The organism is Amycolatopsis sp. Poz14, from assembly GCF_006704225.1.
GTDB classification, from domain to species: domain Bacteria; phylum Actinomycetota; class Actinomycetes; order Mycobacteriales; family Pseudonocardiaceae; genus Amycolatopsis; species Amycolatopsis nivea.
The window spans coordinates 7,038,458-7,055,272 of the sequence record NZ_JACLHD010000001.1 but is presented as its reverse complement, the minus strand read 5'-3'; the positions used below and the strand labels follow the sequence as shown (position 1 = coordinate 7,055,272).

Genomic DNA, 16,815 nt, shown 5'->3' with positions numbered 1-16,815 from the left:
CCTCATGTCGATCCCCACCTCCACCCGCGCGCCGGTCGAGGCCCCGGCGGGCGTCCGGTTCGCCCGGCGGCGGCAGCCCGCGCGCTGGCTCACCGCGGGCGTCGCGCTCGTGCTGGCCGCGATGTTCGCGCATTTCCTGATCACCAACCCGCGCTGGGACTGGCGGCTCGTCGGGGGCTACCTGTTCTCGGCCGACATCCTGCGCGGCCTGCTGAACACAGTGCTGCTGACCCTGATCAGCAGCGCGGCCGGGCTGGTCGTGGGCGTCGTCGTCGCGCTGATGCGGCTGTCCGGAGACCCGGTCCTGCGCTGGGTCGCGACCGCCTACATCTGGTTCATCCGCGCCATCCCGGCGCTGGTGCTGCTCCTGCTGATCTTCTTCCTGGGCGCGCTGCTGCCGAAACTGTCGCTGGGCATCCCGTTCGGCCCGGAGTTCCTCAGCGTGCCGACGAACCGGCTGATCTCGCAGTTCTCCGCGGCGGTCGTCGGGCTCGCGCTGGTGCTCGGGGCGTACAGCGCGGAGATCTTCCGCGCCGGGATCCTGTCCGTGCCGGCGGGACAGCTGGAAGCCGCGACCGCACTCGCGATGACCGGGCGGCAGCGACTGCGGAGAGTCGTTCTGCCGCAAGCGATCCGCGTGATCATCCCGCCGCTGAGCAACGAACTCGTCACCATGTTCAAGAACACCTCGCTGGTGTCGGTGGTCGGCTACACCGAACTGCTCACCACCGTGCAGCTCATCTACGGCCGCACCTACCAGACGATTCCTCTGCTGCTGGTCGCCTGCCTGTGGTACCTCGTGCTGACCAGCCTCGCGATGATCGGCCAGCGCTACCTCGAACGCCGTTTCGGCCGCGGGTTCACCGCGGGCCGCCCGGGCAAGGAGAACTCGCGATGACGTTCCTGCGGCTGTCCGGCGTGCGCAAGAGCTTCGGCCCGCTCGAGGTGCTGCGCGGCGTGGACCTCGACGTCGGCCAGGGCGAGGTGGTGTGCCTGATCGGCCCGTCCGGCTCGGGCAAGAGCACGCTGCTGCGCTGCGTCAACCACCTGGAGACGGTGGACGGCGGCGAGATCCGGCTCGAAGACGAGCTGATCGGCTACACGCGCAAAGGCGACACGTACTACCCGCTCAGCGACCGTGCCGCCGCTCGCCAGCGTCGTCGGTTCGGGATGGTGTTCCAGGGCTTTCACCTGTTCCCGCACCTGACCGTGCTGGAGAACATCCTGGAAGCGCCCACCCGGGTCCTGTGCCGGTCGCGCAGTGCGTGCACCGAGCAGGCGCACGAGCTGCTGGCGTCGGTCGGATTGGCGGAGAAGCACGCGGCGTATCCGCGCGAGTTGTCCGGCGGGCAGCAGCAGCGCGTCGCGATCGCGCGGGCGCTGGCGATGGAGCCGGACGTGATGCTGTTCGACGAGCCGACGTCCGCGCTCGATCCGGAGCTGGTCGGCGAAGTCCTCGGCGTCATGCGGCGGCTCGCGGAACGGACGATGACGATGATCGTGGTGACCCACGAGATCGGCTTCGCCCGGCAGGTGTCGGACCGCGTGGCGGTGATGGACGGCGGGACGATAGTCGAACTCGGCACGCCGGAGGAGGTTTTGGGAACGCCGAAACACCGGACGACGCAGGCGTTCGTGCGGTCGCTGGGGGAGCGGGCCTGAGGGAGGGCCGGGCCGGCCCTCCCTCGTCTCAACGGCTCAGGTGAGCCAGGAACTCGTCGTTGAACCGTTGCCCGATCCGCTGCACCGCGTGCGGGCTGCCGGGGAACAACACCCGCTTCGCGGGCAATGTTTCCGCCAGGGCGTCGGCGACTGCCTCGAATCCAGGAGTGCCGCCGCCGGTCACCACCAGTTTCGGGAACGACGTGCGGGCCAGCGCCTCCGAGGGGACACCCGTTTCCCAAGGCCGTTCCGTCATCAGATTGCGGGCGGCCTCCAGCAACGGTGGCGGAAGCGGCGACGGCAACGGCAGATCGACGTTCAACACCCGCAGGAACCGGGCCACGAACGTCGCCGGCTCGCTGTCTTCGGCAGCCGCCCAGCAGTTTCGAAGGGCGTCGGCGAGCCGGTCGGCGGCGGGGCGGCCGGCGCCGTTCGGCAGCGCGGGCGGTTCGACCACGGTCAGCGACCAGACTTTGCCCGGCGCGAGCGCGGCGGCTCGCATGGCCACCACTCCGCCCATCGACGTGCCGAGCAGGTGCGCTCCGTCGCCCAGGAGTTCGGCGACGTCGGCGGCGTCGCGGTCCGGGTCGATCCGGTCGGTCGGCGGGCTGGGCCGGTATCCCCGGCGGTACGGCGCGATGATCCGGAACCGGTCGGCAAGCACCTTTTGCTCGCTGAACGCGGCGGCGGCCGAATTCAGGCTGCCGTGCACCATCACGATCGGCGGGCCGGATTCTCCCCACCGTTCGACAGCCAAGCCGGTCATCGCGCGGCCGCCTCGGCCCGGGCGAAGACGCCGCGGTCGATGTCGAGGCGGCGGGATTCGAAACGCCAGCCGTCGGCGGTGCGGACCACGACGTCCTGGTAGACGCCGGTCGCGATGACGAACGGCGGTGCTTCGACCTGCAGTTTGGCGACCAGGCAGGTGACGGTCGCGCGGTCGGCTTCGCCGGTGACGACGTAGTTCGTCAGCAGGTGGCGGGCGCCGTCCTCCTTGCCCGCCGCGATGTGGCCCTTGATGAACTCGACCCGCTCGGCGCGGCCGGTGAAGGTGCCGTAGGTGGAAACGAACTGCCCGTCCGGGATCCAGGCATCGACCCACCCGTCGACGTCGTGGTTGTCGAGGGCGCGCATCTGGGCGTTCGAGAGCTCGACGATCGCGAGCTTGTCCTCAGTGGATAGTGGCATGACGGCGTTCTCCTTTAGCAGCGCGGACTTGCGTTGCGCAGAGTCTGCGCGGCCCGCCGTGCCAGGACTATCGCCTGCGCGAACTGCCGTCGTCGGTTTCGCGCAACACGGCGGACGGCGATTCGCCGAACCGGCGTTTGAACTGGGTGGCGAAATCGCCGAGATGCACGAAGCCGCAAGCGAGCGCGGTCGCGGTCACCGTGGCGCCGGCGGGATCCGCCGCGGCCAGCAGCGCGTGGGCGCGGTCGAGACGCTGTTCGCGGAGCCATTCGCTGAGGGTCCGCCCGGTTTCGCGGCGGAAGCCGATCTGCAGGCTGCGTAGGGACACCCCGCAATGCCGGGCCACTTCGGCCATCGAAAACGACTCCGGCAGGTGCGCCAGCAGGTAGTCCATCGCGCGCCGGACCCGCGCCGACGAGGGAGCTTTCGTCTCGGCGGCAAGGGTTTCGCTGAGGGTGTTCGGGTGGCCGAGCAACAGGGCCTCGGCCAGCAGCGCCTCGAGATGCCCGGGCCGCGCGCCCTCGGCGGAAAGGTGGACCGCCGCTTCGACCAGTGCCAGCACGCCGGGGGAGACGGTGTCCGCCCGGAGGTCGAACTGCACCGCGACCGTGCCGGGCGTCCCGGCGAGCAGTGCGGCGGTCCGCTCGACCAGCGGCCGGTCGAGGCGCAGCACGACCTGGTCGAACGCGTCGTCGAAGTCGAGCTGGAACGAGCGGTACGGATTCACCACCGACGCCGCCCCCGGCCGCAGCACCGCGCTCGTGGTGCCGTAAGCGAACCGCGCCCGGCCGCTCACCGGCAGCGAAAGCAGGAATTCGTCCTGTTCGGGAGCCAGTTCCGAGATGCGCACAGCCGCGCCGTACCGCAGCCGGTTCACCGAAACCGAGCCGGCGGCGAGGTGATCGAGCCGCGCGGACAGCCGGCGATCGCGCACCAGCAACGCGTGCGGACGCAGGGCGGTGCTGCACGCGCCGACGACCTCGTCCACGTCGTCGGCGGCGCTCACCATCCGTCGCCCGCGCGTCCGCACGAGCTCGGCGATCCCGGCCACCCGGCTCATCCGCGGGATCGTACGCCGTCAGACGAGCTTGGCGGTAACCACCGGACGCTCCGTCGGCCCGCTGTTCACATTGGTCCGACGATGCCACCGCAGTTGGCCGTCACCGAACTCGATGGTGATCGTGTCGTGGAACGGCGATTCCACGAAGTACCACTCCAGCACCAGCATCCCCGGGGAACTCCACTGCGCGGCGGCGAGGACACGCGTCGATTCGGCCTGATACGAGTGGTGCAGTTGCCAGGTGGTAACTCCGGTATCCGACTCGACCCACGTGGACAGTCCACAACGGACTGAATGACAGCCGCGATCGTCGTCCAAGGTCACCACAAGGACATCACCGTCCACAGTGAACGAGATAGCAGACAGTCCGTCCTCATTGGACTCGCATTCGTACCGCTGGCCGTCCAACTCGACGGTGGTCGGCGAAAGCGCGGGAGCAGCAACAGCGAGTTCGGTAGCCAACGAAGCATCGGCGGCAGGGGAAGGAGTGCCGGTAAAGGCGGGCACCAGCAGGTCATGCACCAGACCGGACAACAGGCGGTGCTTCCCGTGCGTGATGCTGCCTGTCGTGGCGACAACGGCGTCGTGTTGGGGGAGTACGAAGACGTCCTGGCCGAACATTCCAGACGCCCGGTATCCGCCGTCGGCGTCGAGCCACAGTTGGTATCCGTAACCCTCCGGGCGTTCGTCTCCGGCCGAGGCGGACGGGACGAATTCGGTGCCGTTCCAGCTTCCGGCGTCGGCGTTCTGCACGTGCCACGCGGTGGCCTCGCGCACCCATCCGGCGGGCAGGATCCGGTCGCCTTGCCAGAGGCCGTCGTGCAGGTGCAGGACGCCCCATTTCAGGAAGTCGATGCTGCGCAGGCTCAAGCCGTTCCCGCCGGAGCAGATGCCTTCCGGGTCGGTGTCCCAGGTGTGTCCGGCGAAACCGAGCGGCTCGAACAGCCGTGGTTGCAGGTAGTCGTAGACAGAAAGGCCTGATGCCCGTTGCACGATGGCGGACAGCATGTGCGACGTCGCGCTGGAGTAGGTGAACGTCTTGCCCGGCGGCAGGTCCACGGGCGTGCGCAGGTATTCCCGCACCCAGCTGGTTTTCAGCAGTCGCCAGGTCTTGCCGGACAGGCCGACGCGGTGGCCGGTTCGCATGGTCAGCAGGTCTTCGACGGTGATGGCGCGCAGGTGCTCCGACGCGTCGGGCGGAACGAGTTCCGGGAAGAACGAGACGAGACGGTCGTCCAGGCGCAGCACGCCTTCGTCCAGGGCGAGGCCGATTGCGGTGCCGACAAAGGACTTCGTCGCCGAGTGTGTCGTGTGTGGACGGTCGTTGCGGTAGGGCCACCAGTAGTGTTCGAAGGCCAGCTTGCCCGAGCGGTAGACGAGCAGGCTGTCGAGCGAGATCCCGTCGGCGGTCAGCCGGTGCAGGAAGCCGCGCACGCGTTGGGCGTCGAGGCCCGCGTCGGACGGGGCGGCGGAGGGGAAGGTCACGAAGGCTCCTGGACGAGTGTTTTCTTGCGGTTCGCGAGCCGTTCGGCGACCCGCGAGAGGGCGATGTTGACGACGATGTAGAGCAGCCCGGCCCCGACGTAGGCCTGGATGAAGTCGCCGCTGAACTCGCCGAGCACCTTGCCGTTGTTGAGCAGTTCGGCGATGCCGACGACGTAGCCGAGGCTGGATTCCTTGATCACCCGCACGGTCTGGCTGATCAGCGCGGGCGCGAGGGCGCGGGCCGCCTGCGGGAGCACCACGAACGTCATGACCTCCCAGTGCCGCAGGCCGATCGCGTGCCCGGCCTCGCTCTGGCCCCGGCCCACGGCGAGGATCCCGGCGCGCACGATCTCAGCGAAGATCGCCCCGGCGTGCGCGACGATCGCCAGCACCAGCTGCCAGAAGATCGGCACCCGGACGCCGAGGATCGGCAGCCCGAACATGAAGAAGAACAGGATCAGCAGCAGCGGCATCGCGCGGAAGAACTCGATGACCGCGGCGGACGGCCAGCTCAGCCACCGCTTCCGGCTCAGCCTGCCGAGCGCGAGCAGCACGCCGATCGCGACCGACAGCACCGTGGACACCAGTCCGACCAGCAGCGTCATCGCCAAGCCCTGCACCAGGAACCGCAGCATCGCGCCGTCGACGAGGATCGCCCAGCGGGCCGGGTCGAGCTGGCCGGAGGCGCCGAGTTTGACGAGGACGAGGGTCAGCAGCCCGAGCAGGACGAGTCCGCAAAGGATGGACACGGTGCGCAACCGGGCCTTGGCTTTCGGGCCGAGTGCGTCGAAGAGGATGTCGTCGTTCATCGGAGCACCCGGACCTTTCGCTCGACGAGCCGCACGACCCCGCTGACCGCCAGGTTGATCACGAGATAACCGCAGGCCGCGACGGCGAAGGCCAGGATCGGTTCGGCGGTTTCGAGGTTGAACGAGCGGGTTTCGAGGGTCAGTTCGTCCACGCCGACGGCCGCGCCGAGCGCCGACCCCAGCGCGACGTTGATCAGGATCGTGCCCAGCGGCTGCACCATCGCGCGGAACGCTTGCGGCAGCAGGACATCGAGCACGACCCGGCGGAACGGCAGCCCGATCGCCCTGGCCGCCTCGACCTGCCCGCGATCCACCGCGCGGATGCCCGAACGGACGGTTTCGCAGACGTACGCGCCGAAGTAGACGCCCAGCGCGAGCACGAGGCACCAGAACAACGGAATCAGCACACCGGCGTCGGGCAGTCCGAAGATGAGCAGCACGGCGATCAGCAGCAACGGCGAATTGCGGACGAGGTCGACATACAGCCGTCCGGCGGCGCGCAGCGGCCGGACCGGGCTGATCCGGCAGATCGCGACGACGCAGCCGAGGACGAGCGCGAGCGGGAAGGCGCACGCGGTGAGCAGCAAAGTGGTGGTGAAACCGCCGAGGATTTCCCCGGCGTGACCGGAAAGCACGGGTGATCTCCCTTCAGGAGCCGGGGACGGAGCCGGGCACGGGCGGCTCGGGGGCGGGACCGGACACGAGCGGGCCGACGGTCTGCTCCCACAGCCGCCGCCAGCTCCCGTCGGCGGCGATGCGCCGCAGGAATCCGACGACGATCTCCTTGAACGCCGGATCGTCCTTCGGCAGCCCGATGCCGAACGGGCTGCTTCCGTACGTCGCGGGCGTCATCCGCAGCCGCGCGTCGACCGCCGCTTTGCCCAGCAGGATCGCGGTGTTCGCCGACCACGCTTGGACCCGGCCCTGCCGGACCGCGGCGGCGCACTGGCTCGACTCCTCGAACACCACCGCACGTGCCTGCGGACACGCTTTCCGAAGCGCTTCCTGTGCCGCGCCGGGCTGTACCGCGACGTCTTTCCCGGCCAGATCGCGCACGGCGGTGACCTGCGGACCGTCCGCCGCGGTGACGATGCCGGAGCGCGCGAGGTAGTACGGCCCGGCGAACGAGACAAGCCGTGCCCGGCTTTTGCTGATCGTGTAAGTACAGACGGCGACGTCGACGGATCGGTTCTGCAGGATCGCTTCGCGCGTGTCGGCGCCGCCGGTGATGCTGTCCACCTCGGGCGTGCCGAGCAGGTATTTGGCCAGCAGCTGGGCGATTCCGATGTCGAAGCCGGTGATCTTGCCGGTCGCCGGGTTCATCATGCCGAACCCGGGGGTGGTCACCGAAGCGGACTGCCGCAGGACGCCTTGGTCGCGGATCCGGCGCAGCGTCGGCGTTTCCGGCAGGTCGACGCCGACCGGTCCGCGCGCGACGGCGTCGGCCTGGTCGAGCGTGGCGTAGGCGGGATTGCCTGCTGTGCGGGTGGTTCCGCCGCTGCACGAGGCGAGCAAGGGGACGGTGCCGGCGGCGAGCAGCGCGGCTCGGCGGGTGAGGGGAGCGGACACGGAGGCCTCCAGGCTCAGTGGCTGAGCACGCGGGCGAGGAAATCGCGGGCGCGTTCGGTCTGCGGCGAGCCGAAGAAGACGTCCGGCGTGGCGGATTCGGCGATCCGGCCGTCGGCCATGAAGACGACGCGGTCGGCGGCCTTGCGGGCGAAACCCATCTCGTGGGTCACCACGATCATCGTCATGCCGTCGGCGGCGAGCGCGGTCATCACGTCGAGCACCTCGTGGATCATCTCCGGGTCGAGCGCGCTGGTCGGTTCGTCGAACAGCAGCACGCGCGGCTCCATCGCCAGCGCGCGGGCGATCGCGACCCGCTGCTGCTGACCGCCGGACAGCTGTGCGGGGTACTTGTCCCCGTGCGCGCCGACGCCCACCCGTTCCAACAGCTCGTCGGCCCGTTTCCGCGCGTCGTCGCGGCTGAGCCCGCGCACGCGGACCGGGCCGAGCATCACGTTGTCCCGCACGGTTTTGTGCGCGAAGAGATTGAAGGACTGGAACACCATGCCGACGTCCGCGCGCAGCCGGGCGAGGTCCGCGCCCTCGGCGGGCAGCGGGCGGCCGTCGATCTCGATCGAGCCCTCGTCCGCGGTCTCCAGCCGGTTGACGCAGCGGCACAGCGTCGATTTCCCGGACCCGGACGGGCCGATGACCACGACGACCTCGCCGCGCCGGACGTCGAGGTCGATCCCGGTCAGCACCCGGGCCGATCCGAACGACTTGCCGACGCCGCGCAGCCGTACCAGGGGCTGATCTGTGCTCATGAGTGCTCCTCGTCGAGCCGGCGGGTAGGGTTCACTACACAACGGAGAACCCTCCGGCATCTTGTAGTAGCCACTACGTCCAGTCAAGGGTGTCATGTCCACTACCTATCTCGGCGGCGACCACTTCGACGACCACGTCCGCGCCCGGCTCGACGACCTCAAGCCGGCGGAACGCCAGGTCGCCCGGTTCATGCTGGCCAATCCGAACGAGGTGCTGTTCTCGTCGGCGGGCGACCTCGGCGCGGCGGCCGGGACCAGCGACGCGACCGTGGTCCGCACCGCGAAAGCGCTCGGCTATTCGGGGCTGCCGGAGCTGAAACGCCACCTCGGCCAGACGTTCACCGCGCGCACCGAGCCGACCGTCCGGCTGAGCGCGGCGATGGAGAACCTCGGGTCGACCGGGTCGCGCCAGATCGACCGGGTGATGGCCGACAGTGCCGAGCGGCTGCAGGAAATGCAGCGCCAGCTCGCGCCGGAAGCGGTCGAGGAGGCGGCGCGGCTGTTGCTCGCCGCCAGGATGGTGTTCACCTGGGGACTCGGGCTGTCGTCGGTCTGCGCCGAGTACGCCGCGTTCCGGCTCGCCCGCCGCGGGCTGGTCACGCGGCACTGCGACGACACCGGCTTCCGGCTCGCGGACGCGATGCTCCCGCTGACCGCCGACGACGCGGTGCTGGTGTACGTCCCGGCCCGGCAGAACCGCGACGTCGAGCTGATCCTGCGCTACGCGGAGGAGGTCGGCGCGCCGGTAGTGCTCGTGACGAGCCAGCTGTCCGCGGACCTCGAATCCCGGGTCCGCGTCGTGCTGCCTGCGCCGGATTCCCCGACGAAGTTCACCGGCGAGACCCTGACCGCCTCGATCGTCACCGACATCCTCGCGCACACCATCGCGGGCCGGGAGCCGGACCGCGCGAAGACGGCCGCGGACCTGCTGACCCGGCTCCGGGCGGACCTCGGCGAGCGGAAGTAGCGCTCGCCGGGCGGCGATCGCGGTTCTCTCCGCGATCGCCCCTCGCGAGGTCGGCTGACCGGCCGTCGCCCGCCCGCCTCACGAGGTCGTGGTGCTCTGGGGCTTCGGGTTGTGCTCGCCACCGTAGGCAGCCAGCCCGGTGTCCGCTCTAACCGGCATAACCCTCACGACCCTGACCAGCCGCGGCAAGCTCCGCCCGCCGCCCGCCGCCCGCCGCCTGCCGCCCGCCGCCCGCCGCCCGCCGTGCCGCCCGGCGGCAGCGAGCCCTGACCTGCGAAGACGCACTATTCTGCGGTGGTATACACGGTGCGTATACCTGTGTTGTATAGTGATCTTCACCCCCGGGATTCCGGGGTCAAGGGAGGAACAGGGGAATGTCGGTTTCACATACCTTGCTCGGGTTGCTCGAGTCGGGGCCGAGACACGGGTACGACCTGAAACGGGCGTACGACGAGCAGTTCGGGCAGGACCGCCCGCTCGCGTACGGCCAGGTCTACTCGACGCTGTCGCGCTTGCTGCGCAACGGCATGGTCGAGGTCGCGGGGGTCGAGAGCGGCGACGGGCCGGAACGGAAGCGCTACACGATCACCGACGCCGGGATCACCGACGTCGAGCAGTGGCTGAGCACTCCGGAGAACCCGGAGCCGTACCTGCAGAACACGCTGTACACGAAGGTGGTCCTGGCGCTGCTGTCCGGGCGCGACGCCACCGACGTGCTCGACGTCCAGCGCAGCGAGCACCTCAAGGTGATGCGCTCGCTCACGAAACGCAAGTACGAGGGCGACCTCGCCGATCAGCTGATCTGCGACCACGCGCTCTTCCACCTCGAGGCGGATCTGCGGTGGCTCGAGCTCACCGCGGCCCGGCTCGGCGAACTCGAGAAAGCGGTGCGCTGATGACCAGGCCGGGAACCGCGCTGCTCGCGGGCAGCGGGCTGCACAAATCGTTCGGCCAGACGCGGGCGCTCGACGGGGCGGCGCTGGCCGTCGCGGCGGGGGAAGTGCTCGCGATCATGGGCGCGTCGGGGTCGGGGAAATCGACGCTGCTGCACTGTCTCGCCGGGATCGTCCGGCCGGACGCGGGGACCATCCACTACGGCGGGCAGGACCTCGTCGCGATGGACGACAAGGGCCGGAGCGCGTTGCGGCGCACCGAATTCGGCTTCGTGTTCCAGTTCGGTCAGCTTGTTCCCGAGCTGACCTGCCTGGAGAACGTCGCGCTTCCGCTGCGGCTGACCGGCGCGAAGCGGGGGCCCGCCGAGGCCAAGGCGAAGGAATGGCTGGCCCGGCTCGAGGTCGACAACCTGGCGAAGCGGCGTCCGGGCGACGTGTCCGGCGGGCAGGCGCAGCGGGTCGCGGTCGCGCGGGCGCTGGTGACCGGGCCGAAGGTCGTGTTCGCCGACGAGCCGACCGGTGCGCTCGACTCGCTCAACGGCGAGAAGGTCATGCAGATGCTCACCCAGGCGGCGCGGGAAACGCACGCCGCGGTGGTGCTGGTGACGCACGAACCGCGGGTCGCGGCGTACTCCGACCGCGAGATCGTGGTCCGGGACGGGCGCACGGTCGACCGGGAGCTGGTCGCATGATGCGGGATCTGCTGCTGGGACTCCGGCTGGCCGTCGGGGGCGGCCGGATGTCCGGCTCGGCTCTCCTGCGGCTCGCGATGACCGCGTTCGGCATCGCGCTCGCGGTCGCCGTGCTCCTGCCCGCCGCCTCGGTGAGCCACCTGGTGAACGCGCGGGCGGACCGGGCGGCGGCGATCAAGCAGGACACGACGCCGCGCGAGGGGATCGCGCCGCTGGCGACCTACCGCTGGTACCCGTCGGTCGGCGAGGACTTCCTCCAGCTGACCGCGGTCGCGGCGACCGGGGAGAACTCGCCGGTGCCGCCGGGGCTTTCCCGGCTGCCCGCGCCGGGCGAGGTGATCGTGTCGCCCGCGCTGGCGGAGAAGCTGAACTCGGCCGAGGGCGCGTCGATCAAGGCGCGGCTGCCGGGGAACGTGGTCGGCCAGATCGGGGAACCGGGCGTCAGCGATGCGGCCGACCTGACGGCGTACTACGGGTCGACCGCCGCGGAGATCAAGGCCGAAGGGGAAAACGCCACCAGCGTCTACTCCTACGGCAAGCCTCCGGAAGGGTTCACCCTGCCGTTGGTGATGTGGATGGTCATCGCGCCGATCGCCGCGGTGCTGCTGCTGCCGTTGCTGATCTTCGTGACCACCGCGTCGCGGATGGGCGCGGCGCAACGCGAACGGCGGCTCGCCGCGCTGCGGCTGATCGGGGTGGACGCCCGGCAGATCAAACGGGTCGCGGCGGCGGAATCGCTGGTCGGCGCGGTGATCGGGCTCGTGGCGGGCGGGGCGCTGTTCTACGCGCTGCGGCCGTTCATCGGGGACTGGCTCCCGTTCGGCCTCCGCGTCTTCGCGGACGATTTCACGCCGTCGTGGGTGGCGCTGCTGGTGATCGTGCTGGTGGTGCCCGGTCTCGCGGTCGGCTCGGCGCTGTTCGGGCTGCGCCGGACGATCGTCGAACCGCTCGGCGTGGTCCGGCAGGGCAAACCGGTGCGACGCCGGATGTGGTGGCGCTGGACGATCACCGGGATCGGCGTGGTGTTCCTGCTCGGGACGCTCGTCGTCTCGCCGGGGTCGGGGGACCAGGCCGCGGCGATGGCGCTCGCGGTGGGCAGCGTGTTCCTGCTCATCGGTGTCGCGGCGCTGCTGCCGTGGCTGGTGGAGCGGATCGTCGAACGGCTGCAGGGCGGCCCGCCGTCGTGGCAGCTCGCGGTGCGCAGGCTGCAGCTCGACAGCGGCACCGCGAGCCGGGTGGTGTCCGGGCTCGTCGTCGTGCTCGCCGGGACGATCCTGATCCAGGGCGTGCTCACGTCGATGACCAGCCGCAACTCGCGGTCGTACGAGACGCCGGCCGGCGTCGCGGCCGCGCCGGTGCGGGTGGACACGACGAGTGCGCACGAGGCGGAGGTCCGGCAGCGGCTGTCCGGGGCGCCCGGGGTGACCGGCGTGCACAGCGCCCGCTCCCTGCAGCTGCAGGGATCAGGCGAGAACCAGGTCTACGGCACTGTCGGGGACTGCGTGGCGCTGAAAACGCAGGCGAACATCGGAGACTGCGCCGACGGGGACGCTTTCTATGTGGCCGGTTCGTCGGCCCAGCCCGTTCCCAAGGGGGAGTACCGGCTGACCGGCTACCGCAACGGCAACAAGGTCGAGGGTCCGATGTGGACAGTCCCGGGCAACGTCCGGGTGGTGCCCTCGAGCAACACCGCGAAGGCGTCGGCCAGCGAGCTGCTGGTCACGCCCGGCGCGTTCGGCGACGTCCAGTTGCCGGTCGAGCGGACGGAGCTCTTCGTGGCGGGCGCCGGCGGCGTCGACGCCCTGATCGACCAGGTCGCGACCGCGGTGCGCCCGCTGGCGTGGAAGGCCGAGGTCAGCAAGACGGACTTCATGTCCGACTACGCCGGCCGCGACGACCGGATGCTGGCGAGCTTCCGCGCGGTGCTGCTGACCGCGTCGCTGTTCGTGCTGGCGGTGGCGGCGATGAGCCTGCTGATGCTGTCGATCGAGCAGATCAGCGAACGCCGCCGTCCGCTCGCGGCGCTGTCCGCGGCGGGCGTGCCGATCGGGGTGCTGGCCAGGGGATCGCTGTGGCAGACCGCGGTTCCGGTGGTCGTCGGGGTGGTGCTGGCCGTCGGAGCCGGGCTCGGCCTGACCGCGCCGATCCTGCGGCTGGCGAAAATGCCGATGATGGTGGACGGCGGGGTGCTGGCCGGACTGGCCGGAGCCGCGGTCGCCGCGGTGCTGCTGGTGACGGCGTTGACGCTGCCGCTGCTGCGCCAGGTGACGAGGCTGGACACGCTCCGTTCGGAATAGCCCCCGGGGGTGCGGGGTGGTCCGTGAAGGGCTCCTTGACGGAATCCGATTCCGTCAAGGAGCCCTTCACGGCTATTGCCGCACCAGCCCCAGTTCCGCGCATCCGTCCCGGAGCGGCTCCAGCCCGAACGCGTCCACCGGACCCACCACGCCGGGCGTCGCCGGGCCCTCGGTGCTCAACCGGATCGCCGCCCAGGCCAGCAGATCCCCGGTGAGCGTGTACGCATTCGGTCCTTCAAGCCGTACCTCGACCCGGGAATCGGCGACTGCGACCACTTCCGCGCCGGTTTTCGCGCGTGCGGCGGCGTCCGGTCCTCCGGGCGGACCCACCATCGGCCCGCTCATCGCCCGCAGCACCGGACCGGCCACCGCGGCCAGTGCGGACACCACGGGCATCGCCCGGCTCAACGCGGGGAACCATCCATTGTAGACAGTCACCTCGTCGAGCGACGGGAAATTCCCCGGCAGGAACAGCACTTCGGTCCCGGAAACCAGGAAAGCCGACTTGGACCGGCCGCGGACCGGGAACGCGCGCACCCGGCTGCCGGTGCGTTCCTCGACCAGTCGGCGGCCCCGCCAGCGCAGCGAGGGCAGGGTCATCCCGTCCCGCATGGTCGTCCGGGTGCCTTGGCTCAAGCCTCGATAAAGCGGCCCGGTCGCGAAGTAGCCGATCTCCAGCGAACGCACGTCATCGCCCGCCTCTTGCGCGGCAAGGGCGCCGGCGAGGATGCCGGGGACGTAGTCGTAACCGAAGGCCGGGACCATCGCCGCACCGGTTTCGACTGCTCGCTCATGGTGTCGGGCACGCACATCACGGACGAAACCGACCTCGCCGGTCGAGTCCAGGTAGTGCGCTCCGGCATCGGCGGCGGCTTGCGCGGCCGCGTGTCCGATCCGGTCGAACGGGCCGACGGTGGCGATCAGCACGTCGCCGGGCCCGGCCAGCGAGCGGAGGGTCGCCGGGTCGCTGACGTCCGCGACCGCGATCTCCAAGTCGCCGTGGTCCGCGGCCAGCGCGTCCAAAGCAGACCGGTTCCGCCCGGCCAAGACGGGCCGCACTCCGCGCCGTACCAGTGACTCCAGGACCAGGCCGCCGGTGTAGCCGGTCGCCCCGAACACCACGATCCGCCCGGTCATGCCGTCACCGGAACGTGCCGACGGAGGAAATCGACCTGGTCCGCGACCACCCGCTCGAACGGATCGCCTTGGTAGACGGCGAAATGCCCGTCCGGATAAGTCCGTACCTCGCCGCGCGGCGCACGGGCGGCGTACCGCAGCGTCGGCCCGGACGGGGCGACGGAATCCTTCTCGCACACCGCGAACAACGTGGGCACCTCGATCCGGCCGACGCCGCGGCCCGGCCGGTACCGCAGGATGTCGAACACCGCCCGCGCCGCGACCTCGTTGCGGAAATCGCTGCCCGGCGGCACCAGCGCAAGATACCCCGGCTCGGCGTCCGGCGCAGTCATCAGCGCGGTGCCTCGTTCCGGACCGGCGGTGGCGATCAGCCGCGGCGGCCGTCCGAGCCAGTGCCCGGCCACGTCCCGGGCCGCGACGACGGTCGCCTTGACCGAACTGGCCGGATGCATGGCGAGCGCGGACGCGATGCCGTCGGTGAACGGGCATTGCGCGATCGCGGCGACGAGCCCGGCCGGGTGGTTCGCGGCGGTGCTGAGCACGTGACCGCCGCCGAACGAGGTGCCCCAGGCGATGACCCGGTCGCCGTCGACCTGGGGGAGTGTGCGCGCGTAGGCGATCGCGGCGGTCCAGTCGGCGAGTTGTTTCCGCGGGGACAGCAGGTGCCGCGGAGTGCCTTCGCTGTCGCCGAAATGCCGGTAGTCGAACACCAGACACGCGTATCCGGCGGCGGTGAAGCGTTCGGCGTAGGCGGCGAGACCCATTTCGCGGACTGCGCCGAGGCCGTGCGCCATCACGATGATCGGCGGGTTTTCGTTTGCTGGCAGGGAAAGCGTGGCGGCGCACTGGTCGCCGCCGACCGGGAAGGACACGTTCACGCGAGGATCTCCTCTCGAGCGCTGGCGACCGGGCGGTCAGCGGGGGTGCGGCCGGCCGGACGGCGTGCCCCGCGTCGGCGTTCGAGCCGAAGGTCGCGCATGTAGTCGTCGTAGTCAACCTGGATGGTGTGCCGTTTGGACGCGACGTAACGCCGCGCGATCCGTCGCCGGTGCGTGTCGATTTCGCGCGCCATCTCGGCCGCGCCGGGCAGGCGGTAGCGGCCTTGCAGGTGGTCGGCGATCAGCAGTGCCTGCCGTTCCGCGATCGGCATGATCGCGCCGAGCGGCTGCACCAGCCCGACGAAATACAATCCGGGCACGCCAGGGTGGAAAACCCGCCGGTACAACCGGATCTCGTTGTCGCCGGAGGGATCAAGGAAATCCCGGTCGAAGAACGGGAAACTGATCTTGTACCCGGTGCAGAACACCACCAGGTCGGCGGCGACCCGGCGGCCGTCGGCGAACACGACGTCGCCGCCGTCGAATCGTTCGATGTTCGGCACCGGCGTGATCGCCCCGTGGGCGAGCCGGTCGAGGACGCGGCTGGACATCGTCGGATGCGCCTGCGCGAACTTGTGGTCCGGCTCCGGCAGGCCGTACCGCGTCATCGGCCCGGTCGCGGCGGCCATCAACCGGCGCGCGAGCGGCCAGCGCAGTGCCGAGGGCAGCCATTCCTTCCCGGCGATCTGATCGTACGGCCTGCCCCACACGTATTTCGGGATCACGTGCACCCCGCGCCGCGCGGACAGGTGCGTTTCCGCGGCGTGGTACGAGGCGTCGACGGCGATGTCCATCGCGGAATTGCCCATGCCGACCACCACGACGCGCCGTCCGGCCAGTTGCGCTTCCTCGGTGTAGGAATGCGAATGCATGATCTCGCCGCGGAATCCTTCGGCGCCGGGAAACATCGGCTCCGGCAGGCGCGGATCCCAATGGTGGCCGTTGGCGACGAGCACGGCGTCGTACCGCTCGGTGTCTCCTGTGGACAGTGTGACCGCGAAGCTGCCGTCCGGCCGAGGCTCGACGTGGGTCACCCCGGTGCCGAACCGGATGCGGTCGCCGAAGCCGAAATGCGCCACATACGCCGCGAAGTAGCCGGCGATCTGGTCGTGCCGGGCGAAGTCGGGCAGGTGCCGGGGCATCGGGAAGTCGCTGTACTCCATCCGCTGCCGCGAGGTGTTGATGTGCAGGGACCGGTAGGCGGCGGAGACCCCGTTGCGGTTGCCCCACACCCAGTTGCCGCCGACCCGGTCGGACAGTTCGTAGCAGTCCACGTCGATGCCGCGTTCGGCGAGCACCTTGACCGCGGCGATCCCGGACGAGCCCGCGCCGACGACGCAGACCCGGAAGCTGTTCGCGGACATGCGTTCTCCTCCTTGTGACCAGTGGTCATATGACCAGCGGTCATAGAGTACGA

17 protein-coding genes are annotated in these 16,815 nt (G+C 70.3%); 6 read left to right on the top strand and 11 right to left on the bottom strand.

Annotated features, from left to right (window positions below; translation table 11 throughout):
* Positions 1 to 4 precede the first annotated feature (4 nt).
* Together FKO37_RS32805 and FKO37_RS32800 are read left to right on the top strand one after the other, a co-directional pair.
* Positions 5 to 898: an amino acid ABC transporter permease gene (locus FKO37_RS32805; protein WP_037820147.1), complete on the top strand. Its 894-nt coding sequence runs from the start codon at positions 5 to 7 to the stop codon at positions 896 to 898.
* The gene (locus FKO37_RS32800; protein ID WP_238607034.1) at positions 895 to 1,662 is read left to right on the top strand and encodes an amino acid ABC transporter ATP-binding protein; all 768 of its coding nucleotides are present in this window, start codon (positions 895 to 897) and stop codon (positions 1,660 to 1,662) included. Before FKO37_RS32805 ends, FKO37_RS32800 begins: the two co-directional genes overlap by 4 nt.
* Before the next feature lie 28 nt (positions 1,663 to 1,690).
* Here the strand turns inward: FKO37_RS32800 and FKO37_RS32795 are convergent, their stop codons facing one another.
* From FKO37_RS32795 to FKO37_RS32760, 8 genes are all read right to left on the bottom strand, one after another.
* Complete coding sequence (locus tag FKO37_RS32795) at positions 1,691 to 2,428, bottom strand: alpha/beta fold hydrolase (RefSeq protein ID WP_238607033.1); 738 nt, start codon at positions 2,426 to 2,428, stop codon at positions 1,691 to 1,693.
* The gene (locus tag FKO37_RS32790; RefSeq protein WP_037820151.1) at positions 2,425 to 2,850 is read right to left on the bottom strand and encodes a nuclear transport factor 2 family protein; all 426 of its coding nucleotides are present in this window, start codon (positions 2,848 to 2,850) and stop codon (positions 2,425 to 2,427) included. Before FKO37_RS32790 ends, FKO37_RS32795 begins: the two co-directional genes overlap by 4 nt.
* Positions 2,851 to 2,917: 67 nt before the next feature.
* A complete protein-coding gene (locus FKO37_RS32785; RefSeq protein ID WP_238607032.1) occupies positions 2,918 to 3,910 on the bottom strand; it encodes an AraC family transcriptional regulator in 993 nt (330 codons plus the stop codon).
* An 18-nt stretch (positions 3,911 to 3,928) separates the two neighbouring features.
* Positions 3,929 to 5,395 (bottom strand): serine hydrolase, encoded by a 1,467-nt coding sequence (locus FKO37_RS32780; RefSeq protein WP_238607031.1) that lies wholly within the window; start codon positions 5,393 to 5,395, stop codon positions 3,929 to 3,931.
* Entirely contained in the window at positions 5,392 to 6,204 is an 813-nt protein-coding gene (locus tag FKO37_RS32775; protein WP_037820155.1) for an amino acid ABC transporter permease, read from the bottom strand. Before FKO37_RS32775 ends, FKO37_RS32780 begins: the two co-directional genes overlap by 4 nt.
* A complete protein-coding gene (locus FKO37_RS32770; RefSeq protein WP_051729800.1) occupies positions 6,201 to 6,839 on the bottom strand; it encodes an amino acid ABC transporter permease in 639 nt (212 codons plus the stop codon). Before FKO37_RS32770 ends, FKO37_RS32775 begins: the two co-directional genes overlap by 4 nt.
* A 13-nt stretch (positions 6,840 to 6,852) precedes the next feature.
* Entirely contained in the window at positions 6,853 to 7,773 is a 921-nt protein-coding gene (locus FKO37_RS32765; protein ID WP_134662419.1) for a transporter substrate-binding domain-containing protein, read from the bottom strand.
* A gap of 14 nt (positions 7,774 to 7,787) precedes the next feature.
* Positions 7,788 to 8,534, bottom strand: a complete 747-nt coding sequence (locus FKO37_RS32760; protein ID WP_134662418.1) for an amino acid ABC transporter ATP-binding protein — start codon at positions 8,532 to 8,534, stop codon at positions 7,788 to 7,790.
* Positions 8,535 to 8,628: 94 nt separating this feature from the next.
* On the opposite strand from FKO37_RS32760, the gene FKO37_RS32755 reads away from it, so the two are divergent.
* The 4 genes from FKO37_RS32755 (at position 8,629) to FKO37_RS32740 (ending at position 13,383) form a co-directional block, all read left to right on the top strand.
* Positions 8,629 to 9,501: a MurR/RpiR family transcriptional regulator gene (locus FKO37_RS32755; RefSeq protein ID WP_134662417.1), complete on the top strand. Its 873-nt coding sequence runs from the start codon at positions 8,629 to 8,631 to the stop codon at positions 9,499 to 9,501.
* 374 nt (positions 9,502 to 9,875) lie between these two features.
* Complete coding sequence (locus FKO37_RS32750) at positions 9,876 to 10,397, top strand: PadR family transcriptional regulator (protein ID WP_043837530.1); 522 nt, start codon at positions 9,876 to 9,878, stop codon at positions 10,395 to 10,397.
* Positions 10,397 to 11,086: an ABC transporter ATP-binding protein gene (locus FKO37_RS32745; protein WP_134662416.1), complete on the top strand. Its 690-nt coding sequence runs from the start codon at positions 10,397 to 10,399 to the stop codon at positions 11,084 to 11,086. The genes FKO37_RS32750 and FKO37_RS32745 overlap by 1 nt, the downstream gene beginning before the upstream one ends.
* Complete coding sequence (locus FKO37_RS32740) at positions 11,083 to 13,383, top strand: FtsX-like permease family protein (protein ID WP_238607030.1); 2,301 nt, start codon at positions 11,083 to 11,085, stop codon at positions 13,381 to 13,383. The genes FKO37_RS32745 and FKO37_RS32740 overlap by 4 nt, the downstream gene beginning before the upstream one ends.
* Positions 13,384 to 13,455: 72 nt before the next feature.
* On the opposite strand, the gene FKO37_RS32735 is transcribed toward FKO37_RS32740, so the two are convergent.
* From FKO37_RS32735 to FKO37_RS32725, 3 genes are read right to left on the bottom strand one after another with little or no spacing between them, the layout of a single operon-like run.
* Positions 13,456 to 14,520, bottom strand: a complete 1,065-nt coding sequence (locus tag FKO37_RS32735; protein WP_238607029.1) for a trans-acting enoyl reductase family protein — start codon at positions 14,518 to 14,520, stop codon at positions 13,456 to 13,458.
* The gene (locus tag FKO37_RS32730) at positions 14,517 to 15,398 is read right to left on the bottom strand and encodes an alpha/beta hydrolase (RefSeq protein ID WP_238607028.1); all 882 of its coding nucleotides are present in this window, start codon (positions 15,396 to 15,398) and stop codon (positions 14,517 to 14,519) included. Before FKO37_RS32730 ends, FKO37_RS32735 begins: the two co-directional genes overlap by 4 nt.
* A complete protein-coding gene (locus FKO37_RS32725) occupies positions 15,395 to 16,762 on the bottom strand; it encodes an NAD(P)/FAD-dependent oxidoreductase (RefSeq protein ID WP_238607027.1) in 1,368 nt (455 codons plus the stop codon). Before FKO37_RS32725 ends, FKO37_RS32730 begins: the two co-directional genes overlap by 4 nt.
* Positions 16,763 to 16,815: the final 53 nt, after the last annotated feature.